Annotated in this window: 11 protein-coding genes and 3 rRNA genes; 9 read left to right on the top strand and 5 right to left on the bottom strand. The window is 66.0% G+C overall.

The features are described from left to right. Positions 1–55: 55 nt before the first annotated feature. Positions 56–814, top strand: a complete 759-nt coding sequence (locus OG352_RS20270) for a carbonic anhydrase (RefSeq protein WP_329218722.1) — start codon at positions 56–58, stop codon at positions 812–814. A 75-nt stretch (positions 815–889) separates the two neighbouring features. Here OG352_RS20270 and OG352_RS20275 read toward each other — a convergent pair whose 3' ends face one another. Beyond that, complete coding sequence (locus OG352_RS20275) at positions 890–1639, bottom strand: trypsin-like peptidase domain-containing protein (protein ID WP_329218723.1); 750 nt, start codon at positions 1637–1639, stop codon at positions 890–892. 121 nt (positions 1640–1760) lie between these two features. Between OG352_RS20275 and OG352_RS20280 the strand changes: the two genes are divergently transcribed. The 8 genes from OG352_RS20280 to OG352_RS20315 all read left to right on the top strand — a co-directional run bounded on the left by OG352_RS20280 (position 1761) and on the right by OG352_RS20315 (position 11583). Next, positions 1761–2030: a DUF397 domain-containing protein gene (locus OG352_RS20280; protein WP_329218725.1), complete on the top strand. Its 270-nt coding sequence runs from the start codon at positions 1761–1763 to the stop codon at positions 2028–2030. A 359-nt stretch (positions 2031–2389) separates the two neighbouring features. Next, complete coding sequence (locus OG352_RS20285) at positions 2390–3748, top strand: S53 family peptidase (protein ID WP_329218727.1); 1359 nt, start codon at positions 2390–2392, stop codon at positions 3746–3748. 418 nt (positions 3749–4166) lie between these two features. Next, positions 4167–4475, top strand: coding sequence for a hypothetical protein (locus OG352_RS20290; RefSeq protein WP_003991275.1), 309 nt, complete (start codon positions 4167–4169; stop codon positions 4473–4475). Between the two features lie 202 nt (positions 4476–4677). Further along, the gene (locus OG352_RS20295) at positions 4678–5532 is read left to right on the top strand and encodes a hypothetical protein (protein WP_329218729.1); all 855 of its coding nucleotides are present in this window, start codon (positions 4678–4680) and stop codon (positions 5530–5532) included. Further along, positions 5522–6862 (top strand): hypothetical protein, encoded by a 1341-nt coding sequence (locus OG352_RS20300; protein WP_329218730.1) that lies wholly within the window; start codon positions 5522–5524, stop codon positions 6860–6862. Before OG352_RS20295 ends, OG352_RS20300 begins: the two co-directional genes overlap by 11 nt. Beyond that, positions 6859–8418: an SCO6880 family protein gene (locus OG352_RS20305; protein ID WP_329218732.1), complete on the top strand. Its 1560-nt coding sequence runs from the start codon at positions 6859–6861 to the stop codon at positions 8416–8418. The genes OG352_RS20300 and OG352_RS20305 overlap by 4 nt, the downstream gene beginning before the upstream one ends. A gap of 14 nt (positions 8419–8432) precedes the next feature. Further along, a complete protein-coding gene (locus tag OG352_RS20310) occupies positions 8433–9863 on the top strand; it encodes an ATP-binding protein (RefSeq protein ID WP_329218734.1) in 1431 nt (476 codons plus the stop codon). 19 nt (positions 9864–9882) lie between these two features. After that, complete coding sequence (locus OG352_RS20315; RefSeq protein ID WP_329218736.1) at positions 9883–11583, top strand: type VI secretion protein; 1701 nt, start codon at positions 9883–9885, stop codon at positions 11581–11583. Between the two features lie 15 nt (positions 11584–11598). Here OG352_RS20315 and OG352_RS20320 read toward each other — a convergent pair whose 3' ends face one another. The 4 genes from OG352_RS20320 to OG352_RS20335 all read right to left on the bottom strand — a co-directional run bounded on the left by OG352_RS20320 (position 11599) and on the right by OG352_RS20335 (position 17394). Then, entirely contained in the window at positions 11599–12144 is a 546-nt protein-coding gene (locus OG352_RS20320; RefSeq protein WP_329218737.1) for a GNAT family N-acetyltransferase, read from the bottom strand. 69 nt (positions 12145–12213) lie between these two features. Further along, positions 12214–12330 (bottom strand): 5S ribosomal RNA (gene rrf, locus OG352_RS20325). A gap of 95 nt (positions 12331–12425) precedes the next feature. Then, positions 12426–15548: ribosomal RNA gene (locus OG352_RS20330) — 23S ribosomal RNA — on the bottom strand. Positions 15549–15867: 319 nt separating this feature from the next. Next, positions 15868–17394 (bottom strand): 16S ribosomal RNA (locus tag OG352_RS20335). Together the 16S, 23S and 5S rRNA genes form the textbook arrangement of a ribosomal RNA operon. Positions 17395–17976: the final 582 nt, after the last annotated feature.

Raw genomic sequence — 17976 nt, forward strand, 5'->3', positions numbered from 1 at the left:
CCATGATTCGGCAACGCCCGCGACCGGGTTCGGGCTCGGACGTACGTTCCACCCCGTGAACTCTGAGAACACCCCCCACAGAGCCGTCGCCCAGGGTCCGGCCGCCACCGCGCGCCGCGCACTCCTGCGCGGCCTGGCCGGCGCGGCGACCCTGGGCGGCCTCGCCCTCGGAACGGCTCCCGCCTCCGCCGCCCCCCACCGCACCTCCCCGCGCGGCACCACCCCTAGGCCCGGTACCGCCGAAGAGGCCCTGCGCGAACTGACCGCGGGCAACCGGCGCTGGCGCGCCTTCCGCGAGCGGCACCCGGACGAGACGTGCGCCGTCCGGCAGAGCCTGACGGCAGGTCAGCACCCCTTCGCCGTCGTCCTCGGCTGCATCGACTCCCGCGTACCGCCCGAGCTGGTCTTCGACCAGGGCCTCGGCGACCTGATGACCGTCCGCACCGCCGGCGAGGTCCTCGACGAGGCCGTACTCGGCAGCGTGGCCTACGGCGTGCTCGAACTGGGGATACCGCTGGTCGTGGTGCTCGGTCACCAGTCGTGCGGCGCGGTGAAGGCGGCCGTCCAGGCGGACCTGTCCGGCGAGCGGCTGCCCGCCCACATCCAGTACCTGGCCGACCGGATCAGCCCGTCCATAGACCGCACGAAGCAGGGCGACGCCCGCGTCGACGCGACCATCGACGCCAACATACGAGCCGTCCACTCACGCCTCACCGCCGAACCCGACCTCGCCGCGAAGATCTCCACCGGCGCACTGGCCGTCGTGGGCGCCCGCTACGAACTGAGCACCCAGCTCGTCCACCGGATCGCGTAATACCCGTAATACCCGTAATACCCGGAGTCCCGTAGTACGCCGAGGGGCACTACGGGACTCCGGGACCTACGGGTACTACGGGTCGGAGGCCGCGTCCCGGTACAGCTCCGCCGCCTCCGCCCCCAGCACCACGCTGTACGAGATGTCGGGCGTGGCCCCGCCCTGTTCGTGGCCGCCCAGGATGCCCACGACCTCGTCGTCGCCGTTCACCCAGGGGCTGCCGCTGGTGCCGCCGGTGAACTCGGGGCAGGTGATGCGCTGCTGGGTGGCGTTGTGGGCGGTGGGCCGGTTCGTGCAGCGGATCGGCACGTCGAGGGAGTCGGGGTAGCCGGTGACCGTCACGGGGGTGGCCCCGGTGGTGGTACGCGCCACGAACCGATTGCCGCCGACGACGTCCTCGACGCCCTTCCCGTCCCGCTCCCCGAGCACGGCGAACGCCACGTCGCTGTCCTCGCTCTGCCCCTTCGCCCACCCGTCGGGCAGGAAGGACCGCTCGACCTTCCAGATCCCGTAGGGGGCGGTGCCCGCCCGGTATCCGGGTACGAACACCAGTTCGCCCACCCCGCTGCTGAGGCAGTGCGCGGCGGTGGCGATGAGGTCGTGGTGCGGACTGTGCACGACGGAGGCGGTGCAGAAGTGCTCACCGGTGAATCTGCCGGCGCCGGCGTCGTCCGCGCTGAACAGCGCGCCGATCCGCGCGGACTGCGACGTCGCCACCGCGACGGCCGTCACCCCCAGGGGGCCGGGCCCGCCGTCGGCAGCCGCTTCGGAGGCGGAGGTGACGGCCAGCATGACGACCGCACCGAGCAGGGCGTTTCGCTTCATCGGGTTCACTGTGTCCCACGAAGGTGAGAGAAACGTCAGACGCGTGCTTTCCCATACGACGCTACCCGCACTCGGCCCACACAACCTCCCCAGCGTTTCAGTTCTCAGAAAGGACGCCCCCGTGGCTGAAATCCCCTCCGACCTCACCTGGACCCGCGCCGCACCGCCGGACGCGACCGGACCCGGCCCCTGGATCGAGATCGCCTTCGGCGAGGGGGACGACGGCGAGGCACCCGTCTACCTGCGGGAGACCAGCGACCCGGAGAACGTCGTCACCACCAACCGCCGCAAATGGGACGCGTTCGTCCTGGGCGTCCAGGCAGGCGAATTCGACCACTTCGTAGAAGGCGTAGAGGGCACAGAGGGCACAGAGGGCAACGAAGGAGCCTGACCCCACGCCTCACACCCCACACCTCGCACCCCATACCTCACACATCACCCCGCACCACAGCATGCAAATGCTGATCGCGCCACCCGTCCGCGTGCAGCAGAGCCCCGAATCTCCGCGACTCACGACCACCGGAGGTCAAGTCCCGGCCATCTTCACACCATCCGCCAGCCATTGATCAGCAATCCCGCAACCCCGTTCAGTAAGGCAGGAGTCAGGATTCGACCGCCTGTCTTGTTGTCGCGTACTCAACAAGCACACAGTGACGGCGGGCCGCCGCCCGCCGCCGGGGATCTCGTACCGGTGGCACGCACCACCCCCCACCCGCACCGCCCCTGCCACTGATCCCCAGGAGCTGTCCGTTGCGTACGACGACTTCCCCCAACACCCCTGCCATATCCGGCAGATGGCGCCGCGTTAGCGCCTCGGCCCTCGGCACCGCCGTACTCGTGCTCGCCGGTATCGGCACCGCGGCCCACGCGAGCGCGGTGCCCACGGCCACCATCAAGGCCACGTCCGTCGCCAAGGCCACGCCTGCCAAGGTCACCTGGGCGGCCACCCCCTGCGCCGTCCCCAAGCACAAGGGCGACCTGGCCTGCAACTCCTTCCGCGTGACCGGCGGCACCACGGCCTTCCAGAAGGAACGCGCCGCCGAGACCGGCAAGGCCGCCACGGTCACCCCGAAGGCCTCGTCCGCCAGCCCCACCGGCTACGGCCCGTCCGACCTCCAGAACGCCTACGGCCTGACCGACGCGGCCTCGAGCAACGGCTCCGGCGAGACCATCGCGATCGTCGACGCCTACGACGACCCGAACGCCGCCGCCGACCTCGCCAAGTACCGCACGCACTACGGCCTCCCGGCCTGCACCGTCGCCAACGGCTGCTTCAAGAAGGTCAGCCAGACCGGCTCCACGACCTCCCTCCCCACCGCCGACAGCGGCTGGGCCCAGGAAGAGTCCCTGGACCTCGACATGGCCAGCGCGGTCTGCCCGAACTGCAAGATCCTGCTGGTCGAGGCGTCCTCCTCGTCCATGGCCAACCTCGGCAAGGGCGTGAACGAGGCCGTCTCACTCGGCGCGAAGTTCGTCTCCAACAGCTACGGCGGCGGCGAGTCCTCCTCCGACACCTCCTACGACACCTCGTACTTCAAGCACCCGGGCGTCGCCATCACCGTCAGCGCGGGCGACGAGGGCTACGGCGCCGAGTACCCGGCCGCCTCCAAGTACGTGACGTCCGTCGGCGGCACCGCCCTCTCCAGCTCCTCCAACAGCCGCGGCTGGACCGAGAAGGTCTGGAACACCAGCTCCACCGAGGGCACCGGCTCCGGCTGCTCCGCCTACGACGCCAAGCCGACCTGGCAGACCGACACCGGCTGCGCCAAGCGCACCATCTCCGACGTCTCGGCCGTGGCCGACCCGGCGACCGGCGTCTCGGTCTACGACTCCTACGGCGTCACCGCCGGCTGGTACACCTTCGGCGGCACCAGCGCCTCCGCGCCCATCATCGCCGCGGTCTACGCCCTCGCCGGCACCCCCGGCAGCAGCGACTACCCGGCCTCGTACCTCTACTCGGCGGCCGGCACCTCGGCCCTGAACGACGTCACCAGCGGCAGCAACGGCACCTGCTCCTCCAGCGCCGCCTACCTCTGCACCGCCAAGTCCGGCTACGACGGCCCCACCGGCCTCGGCACCCCGGAGGGCACGGACGCCTTCACCGGCTGACCCTCCGTCACACAGAAGCAGCCACAGTGGGGCCGTGGGGGCCACACGTGGTGAACGGCGAGCGGGCCGCGGCATCCAGCCGCGGCCCGCTCGCCGTTCCATCGTGTTCGCCGTTAGTGATGAGAACCACAGGTCGTGAGACCATCGAAACGTACGCTCACCCGACCATCCGTCAGAACCGGCGCAGGGCCGTGAAGTGGGCTAACGACGGAACCACACCACAGGTTCCGCTCCGGCCTCATTGCCCGGCGTGACCTGCCGTGATACACAGAGTGACCGTACGAGCCATTCGTACGAATCCCGCCCATCAAAGACGCCAAGTCGACATACGACGGCGGATTTGTCGGCGAGAATGAGGCGTGACCTCTGCACACCGGCAGGGGAACGGCGGAACTACCCACCAGGGGCGGTGACTTACATGCTGTTTGCGGCCGACAAGGGCGATATCAACACCATCATCGGCGGGATCGCTCCGGACTGGGGGCCCTTCGGCAGCCTGGGCAACGAGGCCAAGGTGATGATCGAGGTCGTGATGGCGGTCGCCATCCTGCTCTGCCTCGGCATCGCCATCTGGGGCGCGGCCAAGCAACGCATCGGCGCGACCGCCCTGCGGGACACCTTCAGTGCGGAACAGGGCAAGGGCCTCATCATCGCGGGCCTGACGGGCGTCTTCATCATCGGCTCCCTCGGGACACTGTTCACGATCGTGTACGGCATGGCCGTGTAGCAGGAGTCCCGCGCACCACCCCCAGTCCCGTCCGGGCGCGCCCGGCCCGCCGTCCCCACCCACCTGTCGTGCCCACCGGCTGAGGTTGCGTTTCCCTGATGTCCCTGATGTCGAGTCACCACACCGCGCCCGCGCGGGAACCAGCACGGCTACCGTCGTACTTCTACGCGGTCCGGTACGGCAGCGAGGGGGCGTACGCGGCATGACTCCCGGCGACGAACACGACTACGGCGAACCCGCGCGCACCGACGAGGGCCACGGCTACGGCGCGACCCGCCTCCGCCTGCCCGACAGCGACCCCTACGGCGGCGCCCGCAGAGGCTCCCGCTCCTCCTCCCGGAGCCTGGTCACGGTCGTCGGCGTCGTCGTCCTCCTCATCGCGGCGATCGCCTTCGCGAACCGCGGAGGAGGCGATTCCTCTTCCACCTCGGCCGACGGATCCACCGGCGCCGGCAAACCGAAGACGACCAGCACGGCAGCCAGCGGGACCAAGCCGGTGGAGTCGAAGAGCGGCACCATTCCGACCGGGTACGCGCACGATGCGCAGGGCGCCCAGAGCGCCGCGGCCAACTACGCCGTGGCACTGGGGTCGGCGGACATGTTCCTCACGGACCGACGGCACCAGATCGTCGACACCGTGTACGCACCCACCGTCGCCGCCACCCGGCAGTCCGCCCTGGACACCGCGTACGCGAGCGAGACGTTCCTGAGCAACATCGGGCTCGACAAGGACGGCACCGCCCCGGACGGCCAGACCTTCGTCTCCCGGGTCATTCCCGTGGGCACCAAGGTCACGGCCTCCAGCGCGAGCAATGCCACCGTCGAGGTCTGGTACACGTCGCTCTTCGGGCTCTCGGGCGCGGCCTCGACGAACCCCGTCTCCGAGAGCTGGTTCACCACCACCTACCAGCTCACGTGGACCGACAACGACTGGAAGGTCGCCGACTTCCAGCAGAAGGACGGGCCCGTTCCGGTCGGGCGCGACCAGCAGGCCTCCACCGCCGACGACATGACGAAGGCCGTCGAGGAGTACGGAGGGTTCACCTATGCGCGCTAAGCACCTGCCCCTCAAGGTGACGGCCGCCCTGGCCGCCGTTCAGACCACAGCCGTGCTGCTGGCCACCCGCGCCTTCGCCGCGCCGACGCCCAGCCCTTCGCCGTCCCCCTCCGCGTCCCCGAGCGACAGCGCCTGCAGCGAACTCATCCGCGGCCCCGCCAGGGACTACTGCCAAAAGGGGGAGAACCCGTCCTCCGGCACCACCCCCAACGTCTCCGACACCCTCGACCCCCTCTCCTCCCTCGCCAAGGGCTGTGCCGACGCCGCCGCCTGGACCGTCACCAAGCTCAGCGACGCCGTGAAGGACACGGCGAACGTCGACTTCACCAACGAGAAGTTCCTCAAGCAGTACGCCGTCGTCTTCGCCGCCTCGACCGTCCTCACGCTCCTGCTGTGGCTGCTGGCCGTCGCCAAGCGGGCGGTGCGCGGGGTCCCGGTCACCACCGCCATCGGCGAAGCCGTCGGCTTCCTCTGGCTGACCGTCCTCGCCTCCGCCTTCACCCCCCTCATCCTCTACACCGTCGTCTCCGCCACGGACGGCATCACCGACGTCCTCGCGAAGACCACCGGCAACCAGACCGACACGTTCTTCGGCACCTTCTCCGCGGCCCTCGCCAAGGGCGAGGACATCGGCGGCGGCCCGATCATGCTGATCGTCGTCTCGCTCGTGTCGATCCTCGCCGCCGGCGTCCTCTGGCTGGAGCTCGTGCTGCGCGCCGCCCTGCTCTACGTCGGCGCGCTGCTCGGCACCGTCGTCTACGCGGGCCTGGTCGACAAGCACCTGTGGAGCCACGTCCGCCGCTGGGCCGGCATCATGATCGCCGTCATCCTGGTCAAACCGGTCATCGTGATAGTGCTCGGCCTCGCCGGCGCGCTGTCCAGCGACGACGGCCCGAACGCCTTCTCCGCCGTCGTCTCCGGCCTCTCCATCATCCTGCTCGCCATCTTCGCCAGCGCGATGATCTACCGCTTCGTGCCCGGCTTCGGCGACGAGATCGCCAGCGGCCGCAACAACCGCATCATGCAGGGCGCCGAAGGCAAGGCCGCCGCCGTCATCAGCAGCCCCGCGACCCTCGTCGCCCAGGGCATCAAGACGCACAGCACCCGTGCGGACAACAACGGGGGCGGAGGCCAGTCCGGATCCGGCGCCCGCCCGTCCAACCCCGTCAGCGGCGGGGTGGCCGCGCACAGCTCGCGCTCCTCGAACGGGGGCGGCGGATCTGTCCCCTCCGCCGCACCCGCGCCCCGCGCGAGCAGCCCGGTCAACACCCCGCACGCCGGCAACAACCGCAACAGCAGCCCCAACCGCACGGGAGGTGAAGGGCGTTGACGACCGATACCCACCTGTCCCACGCGATGACGCCCCGCCGTACATATCTGGTCGGCCGCGCCCGGCCGAACGCGATCGTCGGCCGCAACCGCGAGACCGGCGAGATCGCGCTCATCGTCATCGGCGCGTTCCTCGGCATGATGTGCGGCCTCCTCGTCCCCGTCCTCGCCCTGCGCATCGCCGCGCTGAGCGGCTTCCCGATGCTCGCGCTGGCCGCGGTCTACGTGCCGTACAAGCACCGCACGTTCTACAAGTGGTTCGAGATCAACCGCAGTTACAAGCGCAGCCTCCGCCAGGGCACCACGTACCGCTCGACCGCCGTGGAGGCCGGCACCCGGCTCGACGGCCAGGAGATCGAGATCGGCCCGCCCCCGGGCATCGGCCGCATCAGCTGGCTGGCCGCCCCCTTCGGCCCCGACGAGATCGCCGTACTGCTCCACGCCGACCGCCGTACGGTGACGGCGGCCATCGAGATCGAGGGCCCGGGCGTCGGCCTGCGCGACAGCGAGGACCAGGAAGCCCTCGTCGACCGCTTCGGCACCCTCCTCAAGCACGTGGCCAACGGCGACGGCTTCGTCACCCGCCTCCAGATGCTCGCCCGCACCCTCCCCGCCGACCCCGACGCCCACGCCAAGGACGTCGCCGTACGCGGAGACGAGAAGTCCCCCGACTGGCTGGCCCGCTCCTACGACCAGCTCCAGTCCATGGTGTCCACGAGCAGCGAACAGCACCGCGCCTACCTCGTCGCCTGCATGCACTACACGCGCGAACTCGCCGCCGAGGCCCACGCCATGGCCCGCGCCGCCCGCCCCCAGTCCGGCCGCAAACTGGACCGCGACGCGGGCCTCGCCGTCGTCATGGCCCGCGAGCTGACGGACATCTGCTCCCGCCTCCAGGAGGCGGACATCCGCGTCCGCCAGCCCCTCGGCCAGGGCCGGCTCGCCTCCCTCGTCCACTCCATGTACGACCCGGACCACCCCATCGACCACATCCAGGCGATGACCAAGCGCAACGCCTGGCCGGCCGAACTGGACGCCATGCAGCCGACGTTCCTCCAGGCCAAGACCCGCGAGTCGTCCACCCGCGCCCCCTGGTGCCACGCCACCGCGTGGGTCAAGGAGTGGCCGATGACCCCGGTGGGCGTCAACTTCCTGGCCCCCCTCCTCGTCCACACCCCGGACGTCATCCGCACGGTCGCGGTCACGATGGACCTCGAACCCACCGAGGTCGCCATCGAACGCATGCTGACCGAGAAGACGAACGACGACGCGGAGGCCAGCCGCGCCGCCAAGATGAACCGCACCGTGGACCCCCGCGACGTGGCCGCCCACTCCCGCCTCGACCAGCGCGGCGAGGACCTCGCCTCCGGCGCGGCCGGCGTGAACCTGGTCGGCTACATCACCGTCTCCTCCCGCAACCCCGAGGCCCTCGCCCGCGACAAACGGACGATAAGGGCCTCGGCCGGCAAGTCGTACCTGAAGCTGGAGTGGTGCGACCGAGAGCACCACCGGGCGTTCGTGAACACCCTCCCGTTCGCCACCGGAATCCGAAGGTAGGGGCTGATGAGCTGATGCGGGATCCGCTGTCCGTCCTCACGGACGCCTTCACCTCCTTCCTCTTCGGCAAGATCGAGACGACCCGGCTGCCGGTACGCACCTCCACGGGCCAGGCCCAGGCGGTCTACCTGCCCACGGCCGCCCCCGGCCTCGGCGACTCCGGCGTCATCATCGGCCGCGAGGTCTACTCCGGAAAGGGGTACATCTACGACCCCTTCCAGCTCTACGGCCAGCAGCTCCCCGCGCCCCACTGGCTGGTCCTCGGCGAGTCCGGCAACGGCAAGTCGGCCCTGGAGAAGACGTACGTCCTGCGCCAGCTCCGCTTCCGCGACCGCCAGGTCGTCGTCCTGGACGCCCAGGGCGAGGACGGCGTCGGCGAATGGAACCTCATCGCGCAGGCGCTGGGCATAACCCCCATCCGCCTGGACCCGACGGCCGCCCTGGACATGGGTATCCGCCTCAACCCCCTGGACCCGTCGATCACCACGACAGGCCAGCTCGCGCTGCTGCGCACGATCATCGAGGTGGCGATGGGCCACAGCCTCGACGAACGCTCCGGCTTCGCCCTCAAGGTCGCCCACGCCTACGTCAACGAGACGATCGTCGAACGCCAGCCGGTCCTGATGGACATCGTCGAACAACTCCGCCACCCCGAACCGGAGTCGGCGGAGGCGATGAACGTCGCCATAGACGACGTACGGGCCTGGGGCCTGGACGTGGCACTCGTCCTGGACCGCCTGGTCGACGGCGACCTCAGGGGCATGTTCGACGGCCCGACCACGGTCGGCATCGACCTGGACGCCCCCCTGATCGTGTTCGATTTGTCCCACATCGACCGCAACTCGATCGCCATGCCCATCCTGATGGCGATCGTCGGGGTCTGGCTCGAACACACCTGGATCCGCCCCGACCGGAAGAAGCGCATCTTCCTGGTCGAGGAGGCCTGGCACATCATCAACAGCCCGTTCGTGGCCCAGTTGTTCCAGCGCCTGCTGAAGTTCGGCCGACGCCTGGGCCTGTCGTTCGTGGCGGTGGTCCACCACTTGTCGGACGTGGTGGACGGAGCGGCGGCCAAGGAAGCGGCCGCGATCCTCAAAATGGCGTCGACCAGGACGATCTACGCCCAAAAGGCCGACGAGGCGAGGGCGACCGGCCATGTCCTGGGCCTCCCCCGCTGGGCGGTCGAGATCATCCCCACCCTCACCCCCGGCATCGCGGTGTGGGACGTCAACGGCAACGTACAGGTGGTAAAACACCTGGTCACCGAGACGGAACGCCCCCTCGTCTTCACCGACCGCGCCATGACGGAATCCTCCGCCGAACAGGCGGCCGCAGCCGACGACGCGCTCCTCGCCGCCGAACTGGAACAGGAACGCCGAGCGGCGGCCTTCATGGAACAACACCTGGCCGACCTGGACGGCTCGTCCGAGTCGACGGTGGCGTAAGAGGGCCGGGGGCTGCGGGATGAGACCAACCGACGAACACCACCACAACGGCCAGGGAGGCACCCGGGGAGGCGCTCAGGGAAGCAACCAGGGGGGCATCCCCGACGGCCTGCTGGTCGGCATACTCGCGTTCCTGCTGGGCATGACCCTCCTGGTCTGGACGGCAACAGGCCTGGCAGCCCTCTTCTCCCACGGCGCCTGGCCCACCGGCGTCACCTTCACCCGCACCCCCCTGGCCATGCGCCACCTCATCGCCCAGCCCCACGACATCCCCGGCGCCTGGCCAGAAGCATCCCCACCCACCCTCTCGGGCTACGGCCTCTTCTGGGGCCTGTTCATCGGCCAACTGATGATCCTGCTCGTCCTGACCGTGTTCACGATGGGCACCGTCGCAAGGTGGCGAGCGGTACGGGCGAGGAGACGATCCGGTGGGACTGCGACGCCACCGGCAGCACCGTCAGGACACGAGGTGCCAGTGCAGAGGTCAGAGGCGGAGTCGGAGTCGGGGGCGAAGCCAAGGCTTGGGTCCGGGCTGAGGCCTGGACCGGAGATGGAGCCCGGGGTCGGGCCGAGGGGTGAGGCGGAGCCGGCCGCGTGGACGGAGCCCAGGCCAGAAACCGGGCCGAGCTCGGAAACGGAGTCGAGGCCAGGAGCCGGGCCAACGCAGTTGGCAGAGCCGCTGAGCCCGACGCCGACGGCGTCCCTCGGCCCAACGGCACCCGCACAGCACCCCTCAACCTCCGCTTCCCTGTTGCCAGGTGAACGGTCGGACGGTTGGGAAAACTCTCGCACCGAGGGCACCGTGCGCTACGCCCCCGCGGAAACCCGCCACACCACCGCAGCCCAGGCCATCCGGGACGCCGACGGCGGCCCCGCCCTCGTCCTCACCTCCAACCCCGCCCTCTGGCAGGACACCAAGGACGCCAGAGCCAAACTGGGCCCGGTCCACCTCTACGACCCCACCCACCGCTGCGACACCCCGGCCCGCCTCCACTGGTCCCCCACAACAGGCTGCGCGGACAAGGCAACGGCAGTGGCGAGAGCCGCCGCCCTCCTGACCCCCGTCCGCCCCACCGCCCGCCTGGACCAAGCGGTCAGCGACACCGCGGAAATCCTCCTCCGCAGCTACCTCCACGCCGCCGCCATCGACGGCCGCACGATCCGCCACGTCCACCGCTGGTCCCAGGGCACCGGAATCCAGGACGCGGTCCGCACCCTCCGCACCAACCCCAAGGCGGCCCCGGGCGCGGCCGGCGAACTCGAAGCCGCCCTCACCGCCCACCCCGAACGCCGCGACATCGCCCAGGAACTGACCTCCCGAGCCCTCTCCGCCCTCTCCACGGTGAACATCCGCGAGGCCTGCACTCCCAACCGAAGTGATGCCCTCGCCTTGGATTCCTTCGTGAACGAAGGGGGAACGCTTTATGTGCTCGGTGAATCCATCGAGGACCCCAGGACGAATCCCGGCGCGATGCCCCTCCTGACGGCCCTCGTCTCCAGCGTGGTCGAGCGCGGCCGGCGCATGGCCGAACGGTCATCCTCCGGTCGCCTCGACCCACCACTGACCCTGGTCCTGGACGACGTGGCAGCGGTGGCCCCGATCTCCCAACTCCCGGATCTCCTGGCCACCGGCACGAGCCGCGGCCTCCCCACCCTGGCCCTGCTCCGCTCCCGCGAACAGGCCAAGGCCCGCTGGCCCCACCACGAACTACCGGCATAGGCCGGCAGAAACGCGCTACGGCCGCTCGACCACCATCTCCAACTCACGCTCGTCCGTGTCCTTCGAGAGAGCCACGACAACCCCGCTGGGTACGAACCCGACCTTGCCGTAGAACCGCAGCGCCCGGCCGTTGTCCTCATGCACGATGAGCCGCACCCGCTCGGCCTCCCGGCTCCAGGCCCATTCGAGCCCCGCGTCGAAGAGCACCTCGGTCAGCCCGATGCCCCGGCACTCCGGCCGCACGAACACCCCGACGATGTGCCCCTGCCTCTGCTCGACCGCGAACCCGGCCCAGTCGGTCGTCCCGGACTCTTCCAGGAGCACGGTCACGGTCCCGACCCACTCACCGTCCGGCCCCTCGGCGACGATCTGCTGGGCCCCGCCGGCACCCACCGCGGCCCCCGCAGCCCGCTCCTGCCAGAAGGAGTCCGGCCGGGCAGCGGCAACGTCGTACGTGTCGAGGAAAGCGAGATGCGCGACCGGATCCCGCAACGCGATGAGCCTCAGCTCCTTCGCCGCGGCCCACTCGTCGGCGCGTATGGAACGGATCTGGTAGTTCATGTGGACCACGGTAACGGAAACGCAGAAAACCCCCGCACCATGATGGTGCGGGGGTTTCCCGGAATGATTGTTCGGCGGTGTCCTACTCTCCCACAGGGTCCCCCCTGCAGTACCATCGGCGCTGTAAGGCTTAGCTTCCGGGTTCGGAATGTAACCGGGCGTTTCCCTCACGCTATGACCACCGAAACACTATGAAACTGTTTCAGCCGCACCACACCCCGGCCAAAGGGGGTGTGGGGCTGTTCGTGGTTTCAGAACCAACACAGTGGACGCGAGCAACTGAGGACAAGCCCTCGGCCTATTAGTACCGGTCAGCTCCACCCATTACTGGGCTTCCACATCCGGCCTATCAACCCAGTCGTCTACTGGGAGCCTTAACCCCTCAAAGGGGGTGGGAATACTCATCTCGAAGCAGGCTTCCCGCTTAGATGCTTTCAGCGGTTATCCCTCCCGAACGTAGCCAACCAGCCATGCCCTTGGCAGAACAACTGGCACACCAGAGGTTCGTCCGTCCCGGTCCTCTCGTACTAGGGACAGCCCTTCTCAATATTCCTGCGCGCGCAGCGGATAGGGACCGAACTGTCTCACGACGTTCTAAACCCAGCTCGCGTACCGCTTTAATGGGCGAACAGCCCAACCCTTGGGACCGACTCCAGCCCCAGGATGCGACGAGCCGACATCGAGGTGCCAAACCATCCCGTCGATATGGACTCTTGGGGAAGATCAGCCTGTTATCCCCGGGGTACCTTTTATCCGTTGAGCGACGGCGCTTCCACAAGCCACCGCCGGATCACTAGTCCCGACTTTCGTCCCTGCTCGACCCGTCGGTCTCACAGTCAAGCTCCCTTGTGCACTTACACTCAACACCTGATTGCCAACCAGGCTGAGGGAACCTTTGGGCGCCTCCGTTACTCTTTAGGAGGCAACCGCCCCAGTTAAACTACCCATCAGACACTGTCCCTGATCCGGATCACGGACCCAGGTTAGACATCCAGCACGACCAGACTGGTATTTCAACGACGACTCCCCCTGAACTGGCGTCCAGAGTTCAAAGTCTCCCAGCTATCCTACACAAGCCGAACCGAACACCAATATCAAACTATAGTAAAGGTCCCGGGGTCTTTCCGTCCTGCTGCGCGAAACGAGCATCTTTACTCGTAGTGCAATTTCACCGGGCCTATGGTTGAGACAGTCGAGAAGTCGTTACGCCATTCGTGCAGGTCGGAACTTACCCGACAAGGAATTTCGCTACCTTAGGATGGTTATAGTTACCACCGCCGTTTACTGGCGCTTAAGTTCTCAGCTTCGCCACACCGAAATGTGACTAACCGGTCCCCTTAACGTTCCAGCACCGGGCAGGCGTCAGTCCGTATACATCGCCTTACGGCTTCGCACGGACCTGTGTTTTTAGTAAACAGTCGCTTCTCGCTGGTCTCTGCGGCCACCCCCAGCTCGGAGAGCAAGTCCCCTCACCAGTGATGGCCCCCCTTCTCCCGAAGTTACGGGGGCATTTTGCCGAGTTCCTTAACCATAGTTCACCCGAACGCCTCGGTATTCTCTACCTGACCACCTGAGTCGGTTTAGGGTACGGGCCGCCATGAAACTCGCTAGAGGCTTTTCTCGACAGCATAGGATCATCCACTTCGCCACAATCGGCTCGGCATCAGGTCTCAGCCTTAATGTGCGACGGATTTGCCTATCGCACGGCCTACACCCTTACCCCGGGACAACCACCGCCCGGGATGGACTACCTTCCTGCGTCACCCCATCACTCACCTACTACAAGTCTGGTCCGTCGGCTCCACCACTTTCCATTCCCCGAAGGGTCCGGAACGGCTTCACGGACTTAGCATCGCCTGATTCAATGTTTGACGCTTCACAGCGGGTACCGGAATATCAACCGGTTATCCATCGACTACGCCTGTCGGCCTCGCCTTAGGTCCCGACTTACCCTGGGCAGATCAGCTTGACCCAGGAACCCTTAGTCAATCGGCGCACACGTTTCTCACGTGTGTATCGCTACTCATGCCTGCATTCTCACTCGTGAACCGTCCACCACTGCCTTCCGGCGCGGCTTCACCCGGCACACGACGCTCCCCTACCCATCACAGCACCCGTTGGGGCTATATGCTGCAATGACACGACTTCGGCGGTACGCTTGAGCCCCGCTACATTGTCGGCGCGGAATCACTAGACCAGTGAGCTATTACGCACTCTTTCAAGGGTGGCTGCTTCTAAGCCAACCTCCTGGTTGTCTCTGCGACTCCACATCCTTTCCCACTTAGCGTACGCTTAGGGGCCTTAGTCGATGCTCTGGGCTGTTTCCCTCTCGACCATGGAGCTTATCCCCCACAGTCTCACTGCCGCGCTCTCACTTACCGGCATTCGGAGTTTGGCTAAGGTCAGTAACCCGGTAGGGCCCATCGCCTATCCAGTGCTCTACCTCCGGCAAGAAACACACGACGCTGCACCTAAATGCATTTCGGGGAGAACCAGCTATCACGGAGTTTGATTGGCCTTTCACCCCTAACCACAGGTCATCCCCCAGGTTTTCAACCCTGGTGGGTTCGGTCCTCCACGAAGTCTTACCTCCGCTTCAACCTGCCCATGGCTAGATCACTCCGCTTCGGGTCTTGAGCGTGCTACTCAAACGCCCTATTAGGACTCGCTTTCGCTACGGCTACCCCACCCGGGTTAACCTCGCAACACACCGCAAACTCGCAGGCTCATTCTTCAAAAGGCACGCAGTCACGAGACATGTGCAAGCACATGTCCGACGCTCCCACGGCTTGTAGGCACACGGTTTCAGGTACTATTTCACTCCGCTCCCGCGGTACTTTTCACCATTCCCTCACGGTACTATCCGCTATCGGTCACCAGGGAATATTTAGGCTTAGCGGGTGGTCCCGCCAGATTCACACGGGATTTCTCGGGCCCCGTGCTACTTGGGTGTCTCTCAAACGAGCCGTTGACGTTTCGGCTACGGGGGTCTTACCCTCTACGCCGGACCTTTCGCATGTCCTTCGCCTACATCAACGGTTTCTGACTCGCCTCACAGCCGGCAGACTGTGAAAGAGAGATCCCACAACCCCGTATGCGCAACCCCTGCCGGGTCTCACACGCATACGGTTTGGCCTCATCCGGTTTCGCTCGCCACTACTCCCGGAATCACGGTTGTTTTCTCTTCCTGCGGGTACTGAGATGTTTCACTTCCCCGCGTTCCCTCCACATACCCTATGTGTTCAGGTATGGGTGACAGCCCATGACGACTGCCGGGTTTCCCCATTCGGAAACCCCCGGATCAAAGCCTGGTTGACGACTCCCCGGGGACTATCGTGGCCTCCCACGTCCTTCATCGGTTCCTGGTGCCAAGGCATCCACCGTGCGCCCTTAAAAACTTGGCCACAGATGCTCGCGTCCACTGTGCAGTTCTCAAACAACGACCAGCCACCCATCACCCCCAACCCTCACCGGGTCGGAGTGCACTGGGGCCGGCACTGAAGACAGACCTTGCGGCCATACCCTCAGACACCCAACAGCGTGCCCGACCAACCCCCGCCCGAAGATCATGCTTTCCACACCCTTACGAGCAGTACTTGCAGCCTCCGACCCGGAAACCGGCCGAATAATCAACGTTCCACCCTTGAGCAACCACCGTCGGACATACGCCGACGTAATGGCCCTGGACCACCGGGCAAGCCCGGCAGCCTAGATGCTCCTTAGAAAGGAGGTGATCCAGCCGCACCTTCCGGTACGGCTACCTTGTTACGACTTCGTCCCAATCGCCAGTCCCACCTTCGACAGCTCCCTCCCCGTGAGGGGTTGGGCCACCGGCTTCGGGTGTTACCGACTTTCGTGACGTGACGGGCGGTGTGTACAAGGCCCGGGAACGTATTCACCGCAGCAATGCTGATCTGCGATTACTAGCAACTCCGACTTCATGGGGTCGAGTTGCAGACCCCAATCCGAACTGAGACCGGCTTTTTGAGATTCGCTCCACCTCACGGTTTCGCAGCTCTTTGTACCGGCCATTGTAGCACGTGTGCAGCCCAAGACATAAGGGGCATGATGACTTGACGTCGTCCCCACCTTCCTCCGAGTTGACCCCGGCAGTCTCCTGTGAGTCCCCATCACCCCGAAGGGCATGCTGGCAACACAGAACAAGGGTTGCGCTCGTTGCGGGACTTAACCCAACATCTCACGACACGAGCTGACGACAGCCATGCACCACCTGTACACCGACCACAAGGGGGCGACCATCTCTGGCCGTTTCCGGTGTATGTCAAGCCTTGGTAAGGTTCTTCGCGTTGCGTCGAATTAAGCCACATGCTCCGCTGCTTGTGCGGGCCCCCGTCAATTCCTTTGAGTTTTAGCCTTGCGGCCGTACTCCCCAGGCGGGGAACTTAATGCGTTAGCTGCGGCACCGACGACGTGGAATGTCGCCAACACCTAGTTCCCACCGTTTACGGCGTGGACTACCAGGGTATCTAATCCTGTTCGCTCCCCACGCTTTCGCTCCTCAGCGTCAGTAATGGCCCAGAGATCCGCCTTCGCCACCGGTGTTCCTCCTGATATCTGCGCATTTCACCGCTACACCAGGAATTCCGATCTCCCCTACCACACTCTAGTCTGCCCGTATCGAATGCAGACCCGGGGTTAAGCCCCGGGCTTTCACATCCGACGTGACAGACCGCCTACGAGCTCTTTACGCCCAATAATTCCGGACAACGCTTGCGCCCTACGTATTACCGCGGCTGCTGGCACGTAGTTAGCCGGCGCTTCTTCTGCAGGTACCGTCACTCTCGCTTCTTCCCTGCTGAAAGAGGTTTACAACCCGAAGGCCGTCATCCCTCACGCGGCGTCGCTGCATCAGGCTTTCGCCCATTGTGCAATATTCCCCACTGCTGCCTCCCGTAGGAGTCTGGGCCGTGTCTCAGTCCCAGTGTGGCCGGTCGCCCTCTCAGGCCGGCTACCCGTCGTCGCCTTGGTGAGCCATTACCTCACCAACAAGCTGATAGGCCGCGGGCTCATCCTTCACCGCCGGAGCTTTCAACCCCCACCCATGCGAGTGGAAGTATCATCCGGTATTAGACCCCGTTTCCAGGGCTTGTCCCAGAGTGAAGGGCAGATTGCCCACGTGTTACTCACCCGTTCGCCACTAATCCACCCCGAAAGGCTTCATCGTTCGACTTGCATGTGTTAAGCACGCCGCCAGCGTTCGTCCTGAGCCAGGATCAAACTCTCCGTGAATGTTTTCCCGACTATGCTTAATTAAAAGCGCGGGTCGACACCACGAGAGCGGAACAGCCAGGCGGAATAAGCCCGGCCGTTCACAGCGTCCTCGCTGTGTTTTGTTTCAAAGGAACCTCATCCCCGGCTATCACTGCCGGGAACGGGGTATCAACATATCTGGCGTTGATTTTTGGCACGCTGTTGAGTTCTCAAGGAACGGACGCTTCCTTTGTACTCACCCGAGAGACTCTCTCAGGCTTTCCTCCGGGCTTTTCCCTTCGGTCTTGCGTTTCCGACTCTACCAGACCGTTTCCCGATCCGATTTCCTCGGTGCTTTCCAGGTTCCCGCTTTTCTTTCGCGGTTTCCCTTTCCGGCGGTTCCGACTCTACCAGATCCTTTCGGGCCTGATTCCCAGTCAGCGGGGGGTTGTCTTCCCGGCCGTTGGGCCGTTCCGACGTCTCAAACCTTAGCGGATCCGCTCGGCAGCTCCTAATCGAGCTGCCGGCCCCGAATCGAATTGAATTCGGGCACGCCGAATTCAATCCCGTTGGGAGATCGTGCTGATGGTTTGAGGTGCCGCTACTGCGGCAGAGGTGTTA

The sequence above is a fragment of the Streptomyces sp. NBC_01485 genome (assembly GCF_036227125.1).
In the GTDB taxonomy this organism is placed as follows: domain Bacteria; phylum Actinomycetota; class Actinomycetes; order Streptomycetales; family Streptomycetaceae; genus Streptomyces.